This window comes from Aneurinibacillus terranovensis DSM 18919, from assembly GCF_000430625.1.
GTDB classification, from domain to species: Bacteria; Bacillota; Bacilli; order Aneurinibacillales; family Aneurinibacillaceae; genus Aneurinibacillus_B; species Aneurinibacillus_B terranovensis.
The window spans coordinates 122,983-141,886 of record NZ_AUMJ01000004.1; the positions used below are offsets into that span (position 1 = coordinate 122,983).

Annotated in this window: 21 protein-coding genes; 19 read left to right on the forward strand and 2 right to left on the reverse strand. The window is 47.7% G+C overall.

Features of this window, described 5'->3' with window-relative positions:
- The first annotated feature begins 1 nt into the window (after window position 1).
- The 15 genes from ftsY (at window position 2) to H525_RS0100655 (ending at window position 10,609) form a co-directional block, all read left to right on the forward strand.
- Complete coding sequence (gene ftsY, locus H525_RS0100585) at window positions 2-988, forward strand: signal recognition particle-docking protein FtsY (RefSeq protein ID WP_027414567.1); 987 nt, start codon at window positions 2-4, stop codon at window positions 986-988.
- A 100-nt stretch (window positions 989-1,088) separates the two neighbouring features.
- Entirely contained in the window at window positions 1,089-1,430 is a 342-nt protein-coding gene (gene ylxM, locus H525_RS0100590) for a YlxM family DNA-binding protein (protein WP_027414568.1), read from the forward strand.
- 10 nt (window positions 1,431-1,440) lie between these two features.
- On the forward strand, window positions 1,441-2,793 hold the full coding sequence (ffh, locus tag H525_RS0100595; protein WP_027414569.1) for a signal recognition particle protein: 1,353 nt from the start codon (window positions 1,441-1,443) through the stop codon (window positions 2,791-2,793).
- 95 nt (window positions 2,794-2,888) lie between these two features.
- A complete protein-coding gene (gene rpsP, locus H525_RS0100600; protein ID WP_027414570.1) occupies window positions 2,889-3,161 on the forward strand; it encodes a 30S ribosomal protein S16 in 273 nt (90 codons plus the stop codon).
- A gap of 24 nt (window positions 3,162-3,185) precedes the next feature.
- A complete protein-coding gene (locus H525_RS0100605) occupies window positions 3,186-3,413 on the forward strand; it encodes a KH domain-containing protein (RefSeq protein ID WP_027414571.1) in 228 nt (75 codons plus the stop codon).
- A 100-nt stretch (window positions 3,414-3,513) separates the two neighbouring features.
- Window positions 3,514-3,936, forward strand: a complete 423-nt coding sequence (locus tag H525_RS0100610; RefSeq protein ID WP_027414572.1) for a YlqD family protein — start codon at window positions 3,514-3,516, stop codon at window positions 3,934-3,936.
- Window positions 3,929-4,444, forward strand: coding sequence for a ribosome maturation factor RimM (gene rimM, locus H525_RS0100615; protein WP_027414573.1), 516 nt, complete (start codon window positions 3,929-3,931; stop codon window positions 4,442-4,444). The genes H525_RS0100610 and rimM overlap by 8 nt, the downstream gene beginning before the upstream one ends.
- Window positions 4,445-4,459: 15 nt before the next feature.
- Window positions 4,460-5,290: a tRNA (guanosine(37)-N1)-methyltransferase TrmD gene (trmD, locus tag H525_RS0100620; protein ID WP_027414574.1), complete on the forward strand. Its 831-nt coding sequence runs from the start codon at window positions 4,460-4,462 to the stop codon at window positions 5,288-5,290.
- Window positions 5,291-5,418: 128 nt separating this feature from the next.
- Window positions 5,419-5,766, forward strand: coding sequence for a 50S ribosomal protein L19 (rplS, locus tag H525_RS0100625; protein WP_027414575.1), 348 nt, complete (start codon window positions 5,419-5,421; stop codon window positions 5,764-5,766).
- Window positions 5,767-5,908: 142 nt separating this feature from the next.
- Window positions 5,909-6,481 carry a signal peptidase I gene (lepB, locus tag H525_RS0100630; RefSeq protein WP_027414576.1) on the forward strand — a complete coding sequence of 191 codons (573 nt, stop codon included), beginning with the start codon at window positions 5,909-5,911 and terminating at the stop codon, window positions 6,479-6,481.
- A gap of 14 nt (window positions 6,482-6,495) precedes the next feature.
- Window positions 6,496-7,395 (forward strand): ribosome biogenesis GTPase YlqF, encoded by a 900-nt coding sequence (gene ylqF / locus H525_RS22355; RefSeq protein ID WP_051330703.1) that lies wholly within the window; start codon window positions 6,496-6,498, stop codon window positions 7,393-7,395.
- A 108-nt stretch (window positions 7,396-7,503) separates the two neighbouring features.
- A complete protein-coding gene (locus H525_RS0100640; protein ID WP_035099481.1) occupies window positions 7,504-8,289 on the forward strand; it encodes a ribonuclease HII in 786 nt (261 codons plus the stop codon).
- 61 nt (window positions 8,290-8,350) lie between these two features.
- Window positions 8,351-9,949: a flagellar hook-length control protein FliK gene (locus tag H525_RS0100645; RefSeq protein ID WP_027414578.1), complete on the forward strand. Its 1,599-nt coding sequence runs from the start codon at window positions 8,351-8,353 to the stop codon at window positions 9,947-9,949.
- Entirely contained in the window at window positions 9,946-10,245 is a 300-nt protein-coding gene (locus H525_RS0100650; protein ID WP_027414579.1) for an EscU/YscU/HrcU family type III secretion system export apparatus switch protein, read from the forward strand. The genes H525_RS0100645 and H525_RS0100650 overlap by 4 nt, the downstream gene beginning before the upstream one ends.
- Complete coding sequence (locus tag H525_RS0100655; protein ID WP_051330704.1) at window positions 10,229-10,609, forward strand: YraN family protein; 381 nt, start codon at window positions 10,229-10,231, stop codon at window positions 10,607-10,609. Before H525_RS0100650 ends, H525_RS0100655 begins: the two co-directional genes overlap by 17 nt.
- A gap of 375 nt (window positions 10,610-10,984) precedes the next feature.
- Here the strand turns inward: H525_RS0100655 and H525_RS25935 are convergent, their stop codons facing one another.
- Together H525_RS25935 and H525_RS0100665 are read right to left on the reverse strand one after the other, a co-directional pair.
- Complete coding sequence (locus H525_RS25935; RefSeq protein ID WP_155837033.1) at window positions 10,985-11,125, reverse strand: sporulation histidine kinase inhibitor Sda; 141 nt, start codon at window positions 11,123-11,125, stop codon at window positions 10,985-10,987.
- A 187-nt stretch (window positions 11,126-11,312) separates the two neighbouring features.
- Window positions 11,313-12,848: a YifB family Mg chelatase-like AAA ATPase gene (locus tag H525_RS0100665; RefSeq protein WP_027414581.1), complete on the reverse strand. Its 1,536-nt coding sequence runs from the start codon at window positions 12,846-12,848 to the stop codon at window positions 11,313-11,315.
- 277 nt (window positions 12,849-13,125) lie between these two features.
- Here H525_RS0100665 and sucC point away from each other — a divergent pair, with 277 nt between their 5' ends.
- The 4 genes from sucC to topA all read left to right on the forward strand — a co-directional run bounded on the left by sucC (window position 13,126) and on the right by topA (window position 18,892).
- The gene (sucC, locus tag H525_RS0100670) at window positions 13,126-14,286 is read left to right on the forward strand and encodes an ADP-forming succinate--CoA ligase subunit beta (RefSeq protein ID WP_027414582.1); all 1,161 of its coding nucleotides are present in this window, start codon (window positions 13,126-13,128) and stop codon (window positions 14,284-14,286) included.
- A gap of 20 nt (window positions 14,287-14,306) precedes the next feature.
- A complete protein-coding gene (gene sucD / locus H525_RS0100675) occupies window positions 14,307-15,212 on the forward strand; it encodes a succinate--CoA ligase subunit alpha (RefSeq protein WP_027414583.1) in 906 nt (301 codons plus the stop codon).
- Between the two features lie 432 nt (window positions 15,213-15,644).
- Entirely contained in the window at window positions 15,645-16,739 is a 1,095-nt protein-coding gene (dprA, locus tag H525_RS0100685) for a DNA-processing protein DprA (protein ID WP_027414584.1), read from the forward strand.
- Window positions 16,740-16,813: 74 nt separating this feature from the next.
- Window positions 16,814-18,892 carry a type I DNA topoisomerase gene (topA, locus tag H525_RS0100690; RefSeq protein WP_027414585.1) on the forward strand — a complete coding sequence of 693 codons (2,079 nt, stop codon included), beginning with the start codon at window positions 16,814-16,816 and terminating at the stop codon, window positions 18,890-18,892.
- The last annotated feature ends 12 nt before the right edge of the window (window positions 18,893-18,904 follow it).

Sequence of the window (18,904 nt, forward strand, 5' to 3'; positions counted from 1 at the left end):
GATGAGTTTCTTTAAAAAATTAAAGGAAAAGATTTCGGGTCAGGCTGAATCGGTAACCGCGAAATTTAAACAAGGCTTGACAAAAACGCGCGGGGCCTTTGAAAAAGTGGAGGATCTCGTGCGCCGGTATAAACGAATTGACGAGGAATTCTACGAAGAACTAGAGGAAATCCTGATCAGCGCCGATGTTGGGGTCAATACCGTGCTGCAGCTTGTCGATGAACTGCGCAATGAGGCCCGCAAGCGCAAAATCGAGAACGCTGCCGAGCTTCAGCCGGTGCTGTCTGAAAAACTTGTCGGCCTCCTGCAGGAGAAAGACGAAGACATCTCCCTTAACATTGAAGATGGCCGAATGAATGTGATTCTTTTTGTGGGCGTGAACGGAGTCGGTAAAACGACGACGATCGGGAAGATGGCCCACCTCTTTAAAAATCAGGGGAAAAAGGTTGTGCTGGCGGCGGGTGATACATTTAGAGCGGGCGCAATTGAACAGCTTGAAGTGTGGGGCCAGCGCGTCGGTGTGGATGTGGTCAAGCAGCACCAGGGATCGGACCCCGCTGCCGTGATTTTTGACGGCATCCATGCGGCACGTAAAAAGAATGCGGACATACTTCTATGTGATACGGCGGGACGCCTGCAGAACAAAGCGAATTTGATGGAGGAACTTGCCAAAATCAACCGAATTATCGAGCGGGAGATTCCCGGCGCTCCGCACGAGACGCTTCTTGTCCTTGATGGTACGACCGGGCAAAATGCGCTCAGCCAGGCAAAAGCATTTGGCGAATCCACGAATATTTCGGGGATCGTTCTAACCAAGCTCGATGGAACCGCTAAAGGCGGGATTGTCATTGCGATTCGAAATGAACTGCATATTCCCGTTAAATTCGTCGGCCTTGGCGAGAAAATGGACGACCTCCAGCCATTCGACGCTGAGCAGTTCGTCCATGCCCTGTTTGCCGATTCGATTGAAAAAGATACTGCAAAGTAAAGATAAATTTCTTGACAGCGCTCGCTCAATTTTGTATGATTAATTCCTGTAAAGGAATTATGCTTTACAACCAAATCTTTCACATGGGGGACGCAAGCCCATGCTCGAAGAAGAAAGCCGAAACAGGCTTCTGCTGTTGTTTGATTTGTACGGTAAGCTTCTCAAGGAAAAGCAGCGGCATTATTTCGAAATGTACTACCATGAAGACCTGTCGCTCGGCGAGATTGCCGAGCTGCAGAATGTAAGCCGTCAGGCCGTGTTTGACCAGGTCAAGCGGGTAGAAAAACAGATGGAACAGTATGAAGACAGCCTCGGGTTGTTATCCCGCCACGAAAAACGCCGCCAATTGATGGCCGAGCTGCAGAAAGAACTGGGACATCACCATTCCAAAGCCCATGCGCTTTTGCGAGAGCTTTATGAATTAGAAATGGATATTGATTAGGAGGCGGATCATGGCATTTGAAAGCTTAGCCAGCCGACTGCAATCCACCTTTGACAAGCTCCGCGGCAAGGGGAAGGTAACCGAAGAGGACGTCACCAAAGCGATGCGTGAGGTGCGGCTCGCCCTTCTCGAAGCGGATGTTAATTTCAAAGTTGTTAAAGATTTCGTCAATCGCGTCAAAGAGCGCGCGATCGGTCAGGAAGTGTTAAAAAGCCTTACGCCGGGGCAGCAGGTTATTAAAGTCGTAAATGACGAATTAACCGAGCTAATGGGCGGTGGACAGAGCAAGATTGCGGTGTCCACTCGTCCGCCGACGGTTGTGATGATGGTCGGGCTGCAGGGTGCCGGTAAAACGACGACTACAGGCAAGCTTGCGAACTACCTGCGTGGCAAGCAGAACCGTAAGCCTCTTTTGGTCGCTTGTGACGTGTACCGTCCGGCAGCCATCAAACAGTTGCAGGTTCTGGGAAGCCAGCTCGATATTCCTGTTTTTTCGATGGGTAACGAGGTAAGCCCGGTAGAAATTGCGAGAGCGGCGATTGAGCATGCGAAAGCCGAGCACCTTGACTATGTGCTCATCGATACGGCAGGTCGACTCCACATCGATGAAGCGCTCATGAATGAACTGCAGCAGATTAAAGAGGTCGCCAGGCCGGAAGAAATCATGCTCGTCGTTGACGCCATGACCGGGCAGGATGCCGTCAATGTCGCAGAAAGCTTCAATCAGCAGCTTGCCTTAAGCGGGGTTATTCTGACGAAGCTGGATGGGGACACCAAAGGCGGGGCGGCGCTTTCCGTCAAATCCGTTACCGGTACACCCATTAAGTTTGTCGGGATGGGGGAGAAAATGGATGCGCTCGAACCTTTTTATCCTGATCGGATGGCTAGCCGGATTCTCGGGATGGGTGACGTACTGACCCTGATTGAAAAAGCGCAGATTGATGTTGATGCAGAACAGGCGAAAGAATTGGAACGTAAATTCCGCAAAGCCGAATTTACGTTTGAAGACTTCCTTACCCAGATGGAACAGGTCCGCAAGATGGGCCCGCTTAATGAATTGCTGAGTATGATGCCCGGCATGAACAAATTAAAGGGCATGAAAGATGTTAAAGTTGATGAAAGCGCGCTGGGGCGGGTGGAAGCGATTGTACGCTCCATGACCCGGGAAGAAAAGCTCAAGCCTGAGATGATAAATGCAAGCCGCCGCAAGCGGATTGCCAAAGGCAGCGGCACGTCCGTGCAGGAAGTAAACCGCCTTATCAAGCAGTTTGAAGACATGCGCAAGATGATGAAGCAATTTACCAAAATGACGGACAAAGCCAAGAAAAAAGGCGGGGGATTTAAATTCCCTTTTATGCCTTAGCATTTGTATGAGAAGTTCTAACACAAGTTTTCTGTTTCAGAGACTTTGTTATAAGTAAAAAACTATGTGCAAAATACAACATGGAGGTAATAGTAATGGCAGTTAAAATTCGTTTAAAGCGCATGGGTGCAAAGAAAGCCCCATTTTATCGTGTAGTGGTGGCAGATTCCCGTGCACCTCGTGACGGACGTTTTATTGAAGAAATCGGAACATACAATCCTGTAGCGCAGCCGGCTCAGGTTTCCCTGGATGAGGAAAAAGCGATGAAATGGTTAACGACTGGTGCCCAACCTACTGATACCGTGCGCAACCTGTTCAGCAAAGTTGGCATCATGAAAAAGTTCCACGAAGCGAAAAATCAGAAGTAATCCATTAGATTCGGGAGGCCTGCTGTGAAATCGTTAATTGAAGTGATTGCCAAGGCTCTTGTTGACTATCCCGATGCAGTTTCCGTAAAAGAAGTTACCCGAGATCGTGCGACGGTTTATCAATTATCGGTTCATCCTGATGATATGGGTAAAGTTATTGGCAAACAGGGGCGGATTGCTAAATCGCTTCGTACTGTTGTGCATGCTATGGCACTTAAGCACAATCAAAAGGTTACGGTTGAAATCATATAGTTGAGGGTAGGAAAAGCTGGGAGGGACATTCCCAGCTTTTTCTTCCGTTCAGCATAAGAAAGGGTATCTTTACGGAATATGGGATCAGGGGGAATGCGAAATGCTTACAATAAAGAGGCAGGTAAAGGTTAAAGTGATCATAACGGATACGTCAAGGCAGCAAATACGAGATGAATTTTCAACCTTGCAAAAACGTTACGCACTTGAACTTGAGCAGTTGAACTTTCAGTCTAAGAAGCTGCTGGCAGAAGCCCAGCGGCGAGGCCACGAGGCACAGGAACTGGTGCAGCAGCGCATCCGGAAAGAGCAGGCGGCACGGAAGGAAAAGATCTCGCAGATTGAATTTCAACTCGAGCAATTGAATAATTTGCCGCTTGGGAGTGAAATTTTATATACAACGGTAGACAGCGATGTCGAAGTAAAGGTGGGCGATCCCTGGGAGGCGCTTATGCACGGATGTGAAATTGTGCTGTTCGACGGTGTTGTGAAAGAAATCAGGGAAGGAGGCCATGCGAATGCCTAATTTTTATACGGTAGGTAAGCTGGTCAACACTCAGGGAATCAGAGGGGAAGTGCGGGTGATCTCGGAAACGGATTTTCCGGAGAAGCGGTACAGCGCGGGGCAGGTGCTTTTCCTGTTTCACCCGGAGCTGAAAGAGCCGCTCCCTCTCACAGTTACAGGCGCGCGCCAGCATAAAAATTTTTACATTTTATCCTTCGAAGGTTACACGAACATTGGTGAAGTAGAAAAGTTTAAAGGCGGCGTGCTGAAAGTAGCAGAGGAAAACCGTGAGCCCCTTCCGGAAGGTGAATTTTATTTCCAGGATATTATCGGCTGTGAAGTGTTGACGGAAGAGGGACAGCGACTTGGTATCGTTACAGACATTCTTCAGCCCGGCGCGAATGACGTATGGGTGGTTAAACCGAACAGCGGGAAGGATATTCTTATCCCTTATATTGAGGATGTTGTAAAAGGAATCGACGTAGCCAATAAAAAAGTGACCATTCACGTGCTGCCGGGCCTACTTTAATACAGGAGTATACGTATGAAAATTGACATTCTTACATTGTTTCCCGAAATGTTCACCGGGGTCCTTTCATCCAGCATCATTGGAAAAGCAGTGGAAAAAGAACTGGTCGGGTTTCGCGTCGTTAATTTCAGAGACTTTGCCGACAATAAGCACGGCCAGGTTGACGATACACCGTATGGCGGGGGTGGGGGGATGGTGTTAAAGCCCGAACCGATTTTTCGGGCTGTGGAAGCCCTCACAGGCGTGGAGGAGGAAGCGGGTGCTGAGGGAGATACGCCTGCCACGTTTGAATCCTCCGGAACAGTGGGCGAAAACGAGCCTTTACCGCCATCCGCCAACCGGCCGCGCGTCATCCTTTTATGTCCGCAGGGAAAGCGGTACAACCAGCAGATTGCGGAAGAACTGGCGCAAGAAGATCATCTGATTTTTATTTGCGGCCACTATGAAGGATACGATGAACGGATTCGTACCCACCTTGTAACGGATGAAATTTCAATTGGCGACTATGTGCTGACAGGTGGTGAGCTTCCGGCCATGGTTATTATTGACAGTATTGTCCGCCTGCAAAAAGGTGCGCTCGGCAACGAACAGTCGGCCGTGACAGACTCTTACAGCACAGGGCTGCTGGAATACCCGCACTATACCCGACCTGCCGAATTTCGCGGCCTTTGTGTGCCCGATATTTTACTGTCGGGCCACCACGGAAATATTGAAAAGTGGCGGCTGAAGGAATCCCTCCGCCGTACGCTGGAACGGCGCCCTGATTTGCTCGATCAGCTGCCGCTAACAGGCGATGTGGAAAAATTGCTTACGGAAATAAAAGAAGAAATAAAAGAAAAGTTGTAAATGATAGATGGCTGTGATATGATACTGCTTGTGGGCAAATTATGCCCTGATTAAGATGGTCCGCTTCCTATCAGAGGTGTTGGCACTTCTCATACGGAATGAACATCTGGTGGAAGGAGGAATTCATAATGCAAAATATTATTCGTGAAATTACACAAGGGAACATGAAAACAAATCTTCCTGATTTCCGTCCTGGTGATACAGTACGTGTCCATGTTAAAGTTATCGAGGGTCAGCGCGAGCGTATCCAGGTGTTTGAAGGCGTTGTTATTAAGCGCCGCGGCGGCGGAATCAGCGAAACATTTACTGTCCGTAAGATTTCTTACGGGGTAGGGGTTGAACGTACGTTCCCGCTCCATTCTCCAAAGATTGATAAAGTCGAAGTGGTACGTCACGGTAAAGTTCGCCGTGCGAAACTTTACTACCTGCGCGATCGTGTTGGTAAAGCCGCTCGTATCAAAGAAATTCGTCGTTAATTACGAAAAAAGAGGCTTGTCTTTACAAGCCTCTTTTTTGGCGTATAGGAAAGCCCGCTATCATATCCCTGACTCGTATGGATATATAAAATAAGCATTAAGGGTAAAATAATTACATTTCCTACAGTAAGGAGGAAATGCCATGGCCGAAAACGCGTCCTATCCGGCCCGCAAACAAAAGAAGCAAAAAAATGAGACGTGGGAATGGGTCAAAGCGTTGATCGTCGCTCTAATTCTTGCCCTGCTTATTCGCACTTTTTTGTTTGCCCCATTTTTAGTAGACGGTTCTTCTATGAAACCGACGCTGGAAAACGGGGAGCGGCTCATCGTCAACAAGCTGATTTATTCTATTAAAGAACCGAAACCGGGTGATATTGTTGTCTTTCACGCGACAAAGGATAAGGACTACATAAAACGAGTGATCGCCACGGCCGGACAGACGGTTCAAGTTCGAAATGATACCCTTTACATAAACAACAGGCCCAAGGATGAACCCTATTTAAAAAAATCCAGAGAACAGGCTGCAGCGCAGGGGATGGCTTTAACCGATGATTTCGGTCCGGTGACCGTTCCGCAGGGTGAGATGTTTGTCATGGGGGATAACCGGGGCAACAGCACGGACAGCCGCATGATTGGCCCCGTACGTGTGAGCAGTGTTGTGGGCCGGGCAGACATTATTATTTGGCCGTTCAACAAATTTACATTTTTTTTATGAAAGGGTGAAGGCGTATGACGATTCAATGGTTTCCCGGTCATATGGCCAAAGCGCGCCGGCAGGTCACAGAGAAACTCAAGTTAATCGATGTCGTGATAGAGCTTCTGGATGCACGGTTGCCTGTATCGAGCCGCAATCCGATGATTGACGAAATTGTGTCGGGTAAGCCTCGTCTTATCCTGTTAAATAAAGCGGACCTGGCGGATGACCAGGTAACGCAGCAGTGGATTCGGTATTTTGCCAAACAGGGGATAAAAGCCATACCGATCGATGCGCTTTCCGGCAGAGGTGTCAACGCTCTTCCCCAGGAATGCCAGTCGCTTGTGGAAGAAATGATGGAGAAACGGCGGGCTAAGGGGATGCAGGACCGGGCGATACGGGCGATGATCCTTGGGATTCCCAATGTCGGCAAATCGTCGCTGATGAATCGGCTGGCCGGGCGTAAAGTGGCGCAAACCGGGGACAGGCCCGCCGTAACAAAAGCACAGCAGTGGGTAAAGGTCGGCAAAACGCTTGAGCTGCTCGACACTCCTGGTATCCTCTGGCCAAAATTCGAAGATCCGCTCGTCGGATTACGGCTTGCCGCCAGCGGGGCAATTAAGGACGAAATTATTGATTTTCAGGAAGTGGCTCTATTTCTTGTCGCCTACTTGCGCATGTATTATCCAGATGCGTTTAAAGCCCGCTATCAGCTTGAAGAATTGCCTGATAGCAAGATTGCGATTCTTGATGAAGTCGGGCGTAAACGAGGATGCATTATCGGCGGGGGAAACGTGGACTACGACAAAGTTGCCGAACTTATCATCCGTGAAGCAAGAAGCGGCAAGATTGCCCGCATCAGCATAGAGCACCCGGATGATTCGTTTACCCTAGATATGGCCCGGGTGAGCATGGATGAGATTACGCCTTATTAAGCGTAAAACGTAAAAAATGGACACAAAAAGTGATACAATGAGCGTACGGAAAATACCGTGCGCCTTTATTTTTCTCTTCGCCTACAACGAAGTAGAGGGGAAATATCAATGAATATACATAAGATGTCGATAAAAGAAATAAAGGATTACTTGCTCAGCTGCGAGGGGATTTCCGCCGAACTTGAGAAACAAATCCAGGCGGATACCCGGAGTGGGGTAGAGGCCGCTTATAAATTATGGCTTCGTAAAAAGGAAAAAACGGAACAGTTATATACTTTGTGGCATGAAATGAGCGCGTATGAACGCGGGTTATGGAGCCGGGGACACAGCTATATTGCAGGTGTGGATGAGGTAGGAAGAGGCCCCCTTGCCGGACCGGTTGTGACGGCTGCTGTCATTTTGCCGGAAACGATTTATTTGCCCGGCCTTAATGATTCAAAGAAGGTTTCCCCCGCTAAGAGGGAGGAATTGTATAAGCAAATCCGGGAGAACGCGATTGCCGTTTCAGTCGGCATCAGCGACCACCATCTGATTGATACGATTAATATTTATCAGGCAACGCTCCGGGCAATGTCATCCGCGGTCCATAATCTGCCTGTAGCACCCACTGTTTTATTAAACGACGCCGTGACCATTCCCGGCGTTCCGATGCGGCAAATTCCTATTATTGGCGGAGATGCGAAAAGCATTTCGATTGCTGCCGCTTCCATTATTGCAAAAGTAGAAAGAGACCGGATGATGGCCGAGTATGATCAAGTTTACCCCGGATATGGATTTTCCAGGAATATGGGGTACGGCACAGCCGAACATCTGGATGCACTGAAAGTTCTTGGGCCATCCCCGATTCACCGGCGCAGTTTTGCCGGTGTCCTACAGCCCGCAGGTGAAACATAATCATCGGGTCATAGAGAACGGCTAAACGAACGGGCATACCTGAAAAAAAGGAGCGTTCCCATTGCTGCAAAATTCAATGTTGACGTCTATTTTAAAAAATATTCCTTTCGCCGGCGTTTCCCAGATTGAATTGCGGCCAGGCCAAATTTTTCGGGGAACGGTGTTGAAACTATTCCCTGACAATCTGGCAACAGTGCAGCTTGGGAGTTTAACGGTGACGGCCAAGTTGGAGACTCCGCTCGAACTCGGGCAAAAAACATGGCTCCAGGTTCAGCCAGGCACAGGACCTGTGACACTTAAAATCATTCCGCAACCCGGAACGGCAAATCAGGCTTCCGATCCGAGCATTGAAGGGCTTGCCAGAGCGATGGGATCAAAAATAAACGATGAAAGTCTGTTTTTCATTCAAAAGCTTGTGGAGGAAAAGATTCCGCTGCAGCAAAACGATATCCGGCAGTTTCAGGGGCTTGCAGAGCAAATCGGATCGGATAAAGACACGTTGGACGCAGCCATAATGGCGGTTAGAAAGGGGCTTCCGTTAACCCGGGAAACGATTCAAGCATTGCGGACGTTTAACGCCAATGTTAATCTTACCGACATGATGAGTGGGCTGAGCGAAGAGATCCATTCCCTCTTAACATTGCCCGGCGAATCGCCTGACCCTCAACTAAAAGATCAATTGCAAAAGTTCCAAACCCAATTGCGTGAAATAAAATCACTGATTTCCATATACAGCGAACCTTTGTCTGAACTGGAAGGAAACCGTGCAGGTCAGTCAGCCCTGCCCGAACAGGGAACCTTTCCTAATTCCTCCGGTGATGTGAACCCGGTCGGTACAAAAGCGAACAGCACGTCGAATCTCCTGATGCTGCAAAATGACATGGGTACGGGTAAAACAGAGGGTTCACCTGATCACAATATGGAAAAGGCTGCAGATGTTTTAGTGTCTCCCGGACACAGGCAGGCGGTTTTACCCGAAGACGCCGAAACAGGTAGAATCAAACATGCCATTCAGGAGTTTTTTTTCCGATTGGGAGTCGATTACGAACATAATGTGCTGCAGTCCAACGAAGGAGGGCAGGCGGTTTCACCAGACGGGAAGCAGCTGGAAAATATAAAGTCTGCCGTTCTCCACATTTTGCAGCATCCGAATGCAGCGTCTCTTACTGAAGGAATACGCGATCAGCTCCAAACCGTCCTCCAGCAAGTGACCGGACAGCAGCTTATGCTTGCGGGGACAAATGAATCGGCTTTTGTCCAGTATATGCTGCAATTTCCACTGCCTGGAGACCGGGAACACAACGCGGTCATTACCATTGAATCGCGCAAAAAAGGACAGGGAGCGGTTGATCCGGAGAACTGCCGGTTGTTTTTCTATTTATCAATGCAGAATTTGGGTGATACCATGCTTGATGTATCGATTGTCAATAAAATACTTATGGTACGCGTATTTAACAACCAACCGTGGCTGAGCGCACTCATCCAAAGCACCCGCTCTGAACTTGAGCAAAAATTGTCTGCACAGGGATACCGGTTATCCGGTATCAGTGTAGCTCCGCTCCCGGATGAGAAAAACCACACAGGAACGCGGGCGGGAGCGGTGGGAGGAAAATACCCCTCCAGCCTGACGGACTACAAAGGAGTGGATGTGCGGATATGAACCGTTCGCATACAAACCGCCGAAAAGAAGCGGTAGCCCTTCGTTATGATCCCGGGCAAGCGGACGCCCCGGTTGTTGTAGCGAAAGGAAAGGGCTTAATAGCTGACAGTATCCTTGAAAAGGCAAGGGAGCACCACGTTCCGATTCAGGAGGACCCTTCCCTTGTCGAAGTTCTTGGAAAGCTTGAGCTGAATGAGCAAATTCCGGCGGAACTGTACCAGGTAGTTGCTGAAATTCTTGCTTTTGTATACCAGACGGATCGGCGGGGGAAAACGGACGATGGACAGCGCGGGTAGCGAGAAGGACAAAAAGAGAAAAATACTTGGGAAACAGGGAGAAGAGATAGCCCGTTCTTTTCTTGAAGGTCTCGGCTATCAATTTCAAAAGGCAAATTTTCGCACACGAACCGGTGAAATTGATTTGATCATGCTTGACGGCGGGCAACTCGTTTTCGTAGAAGTGAAAACAAGGAAAACAACTTTGTACGGACACGGCCTGGAAGCGATTACCTCCCATAAGCGGCAAAAAATACGAAGAACGGCGATGGAGTATATACGGCAGCACGGTGCGCATTCCGGCATGAGCGCACGGTTTGATGTGGTGGTCATCACGTATTCGGGTGGTACCCAGGAGATTTTGCATCTTGTCTCCGCTTTCTAAGCGTATAAACGGATAGGAAAGTATAACTTGCTCACACGCATCAGTGTAACGAAGGCTGCCATCTGTATCCCTTCTTTTTTCTATGCATTATCCGGGCGTATGTCCAAGCGAATCTGGCGGGACAGTCATACGATGAAGTATGCTCGACGTCAAACCTCCTCTATTTAGAAAGCTGTTGGTGGGCCATCAACAGTTTTTTTTATGTACGTCTATGTACGTCTATGTTCGTATATGTCCGTCTGCAGCTATGTGACACCCGTGTTCGGGGTATACAGAAAAGCTGCATCATCCCCCTATAAGGTAAAAGGACTGCTTCTCCCTACGAGAAAGAAAGCTCAGGGGAAAGGCAGTCCATTATATGAAAATCGCATCTGTTTAATTGTATTGGTTTTGGATGGGGAAGAGGTTTCTTCTTTTAATCTCATCCCGTAATAAAACGATAAAATCAGTCTCAAGGTTAAGTTGGAGCGCTTTAAAGTAGGCTTCCAATAACGCGTTATCTGAGAGTAATTCCACGTATGACCCCCTCCTATCGTATTGTTTTCCATATTGTAACACTGTTCTTGAAGGAGAACAAGCGTTCCGTTATCCACAACACTCTGTTAATAACTTGTGAATTAGAAGGGGGTATGTACGCCACCCTATGTGTCATGCGCACTATCGATGTTAATATTGTTATCCACAGAGAATTTTGTCGAAAAATTTAATCGTTCCAATAATGCTGATCAAGGCTGCGATATTGCAGTGCTTCCGAAAGATGATATTCGCTGACGAGTTCATCCCCTTCCAGGTCGGCAATAGTGCGAGCCAGTTTGATAATTTTGTCATAGGAGCGATGGCTGAACCCAAGCCTATGATAGATAGAGGACAGCCATCTGCGGGTTGCGGAACTAAGGGACACGTAATGCTCGATCCAGCGCCCTTTCAGGTCTGAATTGTAGCGGAAAGGAGAGTTTCGATACCTATCCTTTTGCATGTTTTGAGCCTGTATTACCTGCTTTTGCATGACAGCCGATGTTAACTCTTTGTCTTGTGCGAGATCATCGATGGCAACGCGTGGAACTTCAACCTGTACATCAATTCTGTCAATGAGCGGAGCCGATATTTTCTTCCGGTAGCGCTTAATCTGGGAAGTGGTACATGTACATACATACGATTGGTTTTCAAAGCCATAGCTTCCACACGGGCACGGATTTAACGCGCAAACGAGCAGAAAATGACAGGGGAATACAAGTTTCGTTCCGTTTCGGACAATGGAAATTTTTCCGTCTTCAAGCGGCTGCCGCATAATCTCAAGAAGAGCGCGTGGGAATTCAGCCATTTCGTCGAGAAATAGTATCCCGTGATGGGCAAGGCTCATCTCTCCCGGTTTTGGATTGGCTCCGCCTCCTGTGAGTCCGATAATTGTGCTGGAAGAATGGGGAGCCCGATATGGGGGAGAGAATTCTCTCCCATGTCTGTCAGGGAGTAATCCGCATGTACTGTAAATCGTGTCCACTTCCAGTGATTGGTCTTCCTCAAGAGGCGGGAGGATGGTTTGCATTCGTTTCGCCAGCATCGTCTTTCCCGTACCAGGAGGACCAACCATGAGCACGTGGTGAAATCCTGCAGCAGAAACTTGCAGCGCCCGTTTAATACGGCGGTGGCCTTTCACATCGCTATAGCAATCCTCATAGGGTGATACCGTTTGGGAAAAAACAGGAGTCTGCTCACCCCGGTAGATGTGTGCCTGCGTATTGCGCTGGAGGATACAATCTGCAAGCGAATGGGATCGGACGATAGGCAGGCGTGTCCTTTCGGCATCTTCAGGGCAATCCGCTGGAATAAAAACTCCAGCAAATTCCTGTTTTTTTGCCGATAGTATCATTGGCAATACGCCGTGGATCGGACGTAATTTTCCTTCGAGTGATAACTCTCCGAGAAACAACCAGTTGTCAAAATACGCTTTTCTTTCAATCTGGTTGCTTGCCAATAAAATTCCTAATGCCATTGCACAATCAAGCATGGAACCTTCTTTCCTTACGTCTGCAGGCGCCAGATTGATTGTGATACGCTGCATCGGAAAGGTAAATCCGCTATTTTTAATGGCTGCTTTCACCCGATCTCTTGCTTCCCGTACGGAAGACGCGGCCAGCCCGCTAACTTCAAAAGCCGGCAGTCCATTTGAGATATCCACTTCTACTTCCACAATAATTCCTTCAATGCCGTAAACAGTTGCACTAAAGACCCGGGCGAACATAAAAATCACCTCTTTCTTCGAATATAGCATAATATTGTAAATAAATGTAAAAAAATTGTCGTATTTTGTGAAGAAAAATGAAACATTCACGTAAATAGGAAAACAAATTGAGTTCGAAAATTCACAAAACGCAGAAGGTATTTGCTGAACTTTGGCGAATAAGCTATACTTGTATGCGCATAGGCTTACAATTTTAGTTTTGCTTGGCGTTAGCCAAGTTTTCTTTGTAAGCATTTTGTGCGTTATTTTATGGAAAATTCGGTTAGGAGGATGGAGAATGAATATCCATGAGTATCAAGGTAAAGAGATACTTAAGCAGTACGGCGTTGCTGTGCCGAATGGAAAAGTAGCTTTTACAGTGGATGAAGCGGTAGAAGCCGCCAAAACATTAAATTCCAACGTATATGTTGTAAAAGCACAAATTCACGCGGGGGGCCGCGGAAAAGCAGGCGGTGTAAAAATCGCTAAAAATCTTGATGAAGTACGTACATATGCCCAGGAACTCCTTGGTAAAGTGCTTGTTACCCACCAAACAGGTCCCGAAGGTAAAGAAGTAAAACGCCTGCTTATTGAAGAGGGCTGCGATATTAAAAAAGAGTATTATGTAGGTCTTGTCGTTGACCGTAAAACAAACCGTGTCGTGATGATGGCTTCCGAAGAAGGCGGTACGGAAATTGAAGAAGTAGCGGAGAAAACGCCGGAAAAAATCTTTAAGGAAGTCGTTGATCCTGCGGTAGGGCTGCAAGCGTTCCAGGCGCGCAATCTTGCATTCTCCATTAATATTCCAAAGAAACTCATCAACAAAGCGGCGAAGTTTATGACGGCTCTTTATCAAGCTTTTGTTGATAAAGATTGCTCGATTGCGGAAATCAATCCGCTTGTAGTAACCGGTGACGGCAATGTTATGGCGCTTGATGCCAAACTTAATTTTGATTCAAACGCTCTTTATCGTCATCCTGAGATTCTTGAATTGCGTGACCTTGATGAAGAAGATCCGAAAGAAATTGAAGCTTCCAAGTATGACCTGAACTATATCGCCCTGGAGGGAAATATCGGTTGTATGGTTAACGGGGCCGGACTTGCTATGGCAACGATGGATATTATCAAACACTACGGCGGCGACCCTGCTAACTTCCTTGATGTAGGCGGCGGTGCGACAGCTGAGAAAGTAACGGCAGCCTTCAAACTTATCCTTTCCGATGAAAATGTAAAAGGCATTTTTATCAACATCTTTGGCGGAATTATGAAGTGCGACGTCATTGCAAGCGGTGTAGTTGAGGCCGCAAGACAGGTCAAGCTAGACCGCCCACTCGTTGTTCGTCTCGAAGGAACGAACGTTGAACTTGGCAAGCAAATTTTAAGAGGGTCTGGTCTAAATCTCGTGGCTGCAGAATCTATGGCTGACGGCGCACAAAAAATCGTATCTTTGGTGAAATAGAAAGGTGGGACTTTAAGGCTATGAGTATCCTTGTTAATAAAGATACAAAAGTAATTACCCAGGGTATTACAGGTGCAACAGGTTTATTCCATGCTATAGGCTGCCGCGACTACGGCACGCAAATGGTTGGCGGTACATCACCAGGTAAGGGCGGTACCGAAGTAGAAGGATTCCCGGTATTTGATACAGTAGCGGAAGCGGTAAAAGAAACAGGCGCTAACGCATCTGTTATCTATGTTCCACCGGCGTTTGCGGCTGATGCCATCATGGAAGCCGTTGCAGCCGAACTGGAACTTGTTGTTTGTATTACGGAAGGTATTCCTGTGCTTGACATGGTAAAAGTTAAGCGTTATATGGCAGGAAGCAAAACGCGCCTGATCGGGCCAAACTGCCCGGGTGTCATTACACCTGGTGAATGTAAAATCGGTATTATGCCTGGTTATATTCATGCGCCGGGTAAAGTCGGGATCGTTTCCCGTTCCGGAACCCTCACATACGAAGCTGTACATCAATTAACAACCAACGGCATTGGCCAGTCCACTGCTGTAGGAATTGGTGGAGACCCTGTGAATGGGACAAACTTTATTGACGTATTGACGCTGTTCAATGAAGACCCGGATACGGAAGCGGTTATCATGATCGGTGAAATCGGGGGTACTGCAGAAGAAGAAGCGGCTGAATGGGTAAAAGCGAATATGAAAAAACCTGTTGTCGGTTTCATTGGCGGACAGACGGCACCTCCAGGCAAGCGGATGGGCCATGCCGGTGCAATTATTTCCGGAGGAAAAGGTACCGCTGCCGAAAAAATCAAAACGATGGAAGCATGCGGCATTCGAGTTGCCAAAACTCCTTCCGTCATGGGTGAAACGCTCATTGGGGTGTTAAAAGAACGCGGTTTGCTTGAAACATGTAAAACCGTTAAATAACTGTGAGAGAGAGCACTGGCTAACAGTGCTCTTTTTTCGTTTCCAAACGTAAACCAACAGGCGGTGTGGCAATGGAATGGCCGGTTTTTATTTTTTGCAGGTTTTTCCTTACGAGGAAGCGTGGACTGTCCGTACTCCTCTTCCGCTTGGAGGTGGCCCGAAACATCCGGGGATCTCAATGATGGAGACAGTCGGGCCTAAAAGCACCTCCAAGCTCCAGAGAAGCACTGAGTAGCGGAAAAAGAGCAAAAAATAAAACCGGCCCATTCCATTCGCATTGATCGAGATATCGGCTCGTCCTCAAACGGAAGAGCTGCACAAGGAGTTAATGTTTTATTGTAAGGAAAAACTTCATTAAAATGGATTTTGATGTATGTATTTGGAAGGATTTTACATATCGATAGCGAATTATAGACGGAAGGGGGGAGAACGATGGGGGAAAACGTTATGGCGTTATTGGCGCTTGCATTGATTCCGGGAGTGGGGCGTATGACTATCCGGCGGGCCCGTGAAGGAGACCGGGCGATTGACTTTACGTGTTTATCCGCTCATGAAATACAGGCGGAGTTAACGGTTACACCGGCAATCGCTGCCCGCATAAAAAATGAATTTTCGCTGCAAAAAGCGCAGCGGCATTACGAAAGCTGTCAGAAAAACAGTATTGAAATTCTTGCCTACGATGATGAACGGTATCCGGATTTACTGCGGGATATCCCGGATCCGCCTGAAATTTTATATGCGGCGGGAAATTTATATATGCTGTTGAATCCGGCCATTGCGATTGTGGGGACACGCACCCCAACTGTTTACGGGAAGAATATCGCTTACAATTTTGGTAAAGAATTAAGTGAAAAAGGGTGTGCTGTCGTTTCCGGCCTTGCGAGAGGGATAGACGGCGAGGCTCACCGGGGGGCGCTCGCGGGAGTAGGAAAGACAATAGCCGTACTGGGGTGCGGACTGGATCAATTCTACCCCCGTGAAAACAAGGCGCTTGCGATGGAAATTAAAGAAAAAGGATTGATGATTTCTGAGTATCCGCCGGGAACACAGCCAAAAAAAGGTTTTTTTCCCGAACGCAACCGCCTCATCAGCGGTTTGTCACTCGGGACGATTGTCGTCGAGGCGGCCTCGCGCAGCGGCTCATTAATTACATCGGATATGGCCGCTGATCAAGGCAGGGATGTATTCGCAGTACCGGGATCCATCCATTCCCCGAAAAGCGCAGGCTGTCATTATTTGATTCAACAGGGAGCAAAATTAGTGCAAACTATTTATGACGTACTTGAAGAATACCCTCACCTGATGCTGATAGGGAAGAACCGGGAGTCACCGAAAGTCGAATTTCAGCTTACGATGGATGAGGCCCTCCTTTTGCAAACGATTCCTTATGAACCTGTTTCTTATGAAGATGTTGAAAAAAATTCGACTATTCCCTCTTCCCATTTACCGTATCTTCTGTTATCGTTGCAAGTAAAAAAATGTATTACCCAGACGCCCGGCCCTACTTATATGAAGATTAGGGAATAAGGAAAGTTTGACAAATGCAAGTTTTGTAATTGATAATAGGAGGAATTCTTTTATCTATAAAGGGGGAAACATGCTTGGCAGATTCGCTCGTAATAGTGGAGTCTCCCGCAAAGGCGAAGACAATCGGGAAATATCTCGGAAAGAAATATATTGTGAAAGCATCCATGGGCCATGTGCGTGATTTGCCTAAAAGTCAGATGGGCGTAGACGTGGCACAGGATTTTGAACCTAAATATATTACGATTCGCGGCAAGGGTGACGTGCTTAAAGAACTGCGCGATGCCTCCCGCAAAGTGAAAAACATCTATCTTGCAGCTGACCCTGATCGCGAGGGGGAAGCGATCGCATGGCATTTAGCTCACAGCTTAAATATAGACGAAAATGCACCCTGCCGTGTTGTTTTTAATGAAATAACCAAGCAGGCGATAAAAGATGCTTTTAAACACCCGAGAAAAATCAATATGGATTTAGTGAATGCCCAGCAGACTCGACGAATCCTGGATCGTCTTGTCGGGTACAATATTTCACCGCTCCTATGGAAAAAGGTAAAAAAAGGACTTAGCGCCGGCCGGGTACAATCCGTAGCGGTGAAGCTTATTATGGATCGGGAAAAAGAAATTAACGCGTTTGTTCCGGAAGAATATTGGTCGGTTACCGCTCACCTTTTCTCAGGTAAAGAGGGGTTTGAAGCGAAGTTCTTTAGCCTGGACGGTTCGAAAACGGAATTAACATCGGAAGAAGAAGTAAACCGTCTTCTGGATCGCATTAAAAACAAAGATTTTATTGTGACAGAAATCAAACGCAAAGAGCGAAAGCGCAATCCGGCTGCACCGTTTACCACGAGTTCGCTGCAGCAGGAAGCGGCGCGCAAGCTTAATTTCCGGGCGGCAAAAACGATGATGGTGGCCCAGCAGCTATATGAAGGAATCGATATTGGAAAAGAAGGTACCGTCGGGTTAATTACCTATATGCGTACCGACTCGACCCGCTTGTCCCCGCTGGCGCAGGAAGAGGCTAAAAAGTACATTTCGCAAGAATACGGAGAAATGTACGCCCTTTCCGAACCCCGCCAGTTCAGTAAGAAAGAAAAAGCGCAGGATGCGCACGAAGCGATTCGACCGACCCTTATCGATCGATCGCCTGCGGATTTAAAACCGTATTTGTCGCGGGATCAATTTAAACTGTACCAGTTAATTTGGGAACGCTTCATTGCCAGCCAGATGGCGGCGGCGGTACTTGATACGGTCTCTGCAGATATCGCTTGCGGTGAAGCTGTTTTCCGCGCCAGCGGTTCACAGGTGAAGTTTCCCGGCTTTATGAAAGTGTACGTGGAAGGGACGGACGATGGGCAAAAAGAGGAAGATAAGATGCTTCCTCCGCTTGAGGAGCAGCAACAACTAACTCTTAAAAACATCGATCCGAAACAGCACTTTACCCAACCACCTCCCCGTTTTTCGGAGGCAAGACTCGTGAAAACGTTAGAAGAGTTGGGCATAGGCAGACCAAGCACATACGCCCCTACGTTAGAAACGATACAGAAGCGTGGATATGTGGCCATGCAGGAGCGGCGTTTCATTCCAACAGAACTTGGGGAAATTGTGATTACACTGATGGAAGAATTTTTTCCCGAAATCCTCGACACCGAGTTTACGGCGAGGATGGAGGATAATCTGGACAGCATCGAGGAAGGAAAAGAAAGATGGCCGGAAGTTCTGCGAGAATTCTATGGCGATTTCGCCAAGCGCCTGGAAGTCGCTGAACAGCATATGCAGGAAATTGAAATTGAGGATGAAGTATCGGATATCCAGTGTGAAAAATGTGGAAAACCTATGGTTTATAAAATGGGCCGTTACGGCAAGTTTCTGGCTTGCTCAGGCTTTCCGGACTGCCGCAATACAATGGCCATAACGAAGGAAATCGGCGTTGACTGCCCGAAATGCGGGGGGACGATCGTGGAACGAAAGAGCAAAAAGAACCGCCTGTTTTATGGCTGCAGCCATTACCCGGAATGCGATTTTGTCTCCTGGGATAAGCCGGTTCCGCGAAAATGTCCGAAATGTAACGAGATGCTCGTTGAAAAGAAGAAAAAAGGAAAGAACGGGGGCGCCCACGTTCAATGTTCTTCGTGTGATTACGAAGAGGAGGCCCAGTAAATAAACGCGGCC

What these genes read in the sequence shown, in the direction of transcription:
- dprA (WP_027414584.1), top strand. Translation starts at nt 15,645, where the DNA reads ATGGGGGAAAACGTTATGGCGTTATTGGCGCTTGCATTGATTCCGGGA.
- lepB (WP_027414576.1), top strand. Translation starts at nt 5,909, where the DNA reads ATGGCCGAAAACGCGTCCTATCCGGCCCGCAAACAAAAGAAGCAAAAA.
- H525_RS0100640 (WP_035099481.1), top strand. Translation starts at nt 7,504, where the DNA reads ATGAATATACATAAGATGTCGATAAAAGAAATAAAGGATTACTTGCTC.
- rpsP (WP_027414570.1), top strand. Translation starts at nt 2,889, where the DNA reads ATGGCAGTTAAAATTCGTTTAAAGCGCATGGGTGCAAAGAAAGCCCCA.
- trmD (WP_027414574.1), top strand. Translation starts at nt 4,460, where the DNA reads ATGAAAATTGACATTCTTACATTGTTTCCCGAAATGTTCACCGGGGTC.
- sucC (WP_027414582.1), top strand. Translation starts at nt 13,126, where the DNA reads ATGAATATCCATGAGTATCAAGGTAAAGAGATACTTAAGCAGTACGGC.
- rimM (WP_027414573.1), top strand. Translation starts at nt 3,929, where the DNA reads ATGCCTAATTTTTATACGGTAGGTAAGCTGGTCAACACTCAGGGAATC.
- H525_RS0100610 (WP_027414572.1), top strand. Translation starts at nt 3,514, where the DNA reads ATGCTTACAATAAAGAGGCAGGTAAAGGTTAAAGTGATCATAACGGAT.
- ylxM (WP_027414568.1), top strand. Translation starts at nt 1,089, where the DNA reads ATGCTCGAAGAAGAAAGCCGAAACAGGCTTCTGCTGTTGTTTGATTTG.
- ylqF (WP_051330703.1), top strand. Translation starts at nt 6,496, where the DNA reads ATGACGATTCAATGGTTTCCCGGTCATATGGCCAAAGCGCGCCGGCAG.
- ffh (WP_027414569.1), top strand. Translation starts at nt 1,441, where the DNA reads ATGGCATTTGAAAGCTTAGCCAGCCGACTGCAATCCACCTTTGACAAG.
- ftsY (WP_027414567.1), top strand. Translation starts at nt 2, where the DNA reads ATGAGTTTCTTTAAAAAATTAAAGGAAAAGATTTCGGGTCAGGCTGAA.
- H525_RS0100655 (WP_051330704.1), top strand. Translation starts at nt 10,229, where the DNA reads ATGGACAGCGCGGGTAGCGAGAAGGACAAAAAGAGAAAAATACTTGGG.
- H525_RS0100650 (WP_027414579.1), top strand. Translation starts at nt 9,946, where the DNA reads ATGAACCGTTCGCATACAAACCGCCGAAAAGAAGCGGTAGCCCTTCGT.
- H525_RS0100665 (WP_027414581.1), bottom strand. Translation starts at nt 12,848, where the DNA reads ATGTTCGCCCGGGTCTTTAGTGCAACTGTTTACGGCATTGAAGGAATT.
- sucD (WP_027414583.1), top strand. Translation starts at nt 14,307, where the DNA reads ATGAGTATCCTTGTTAATAAAGATACAAAAGTAATTACCCAGGGTATT.
- rplS (WP_027414575.1), top strand. Translation starts at nt 5,419, where the DNA reads ATGCAAAATATTATTCGTGAAATTACACAAGGGAACATGAAAACAAAT.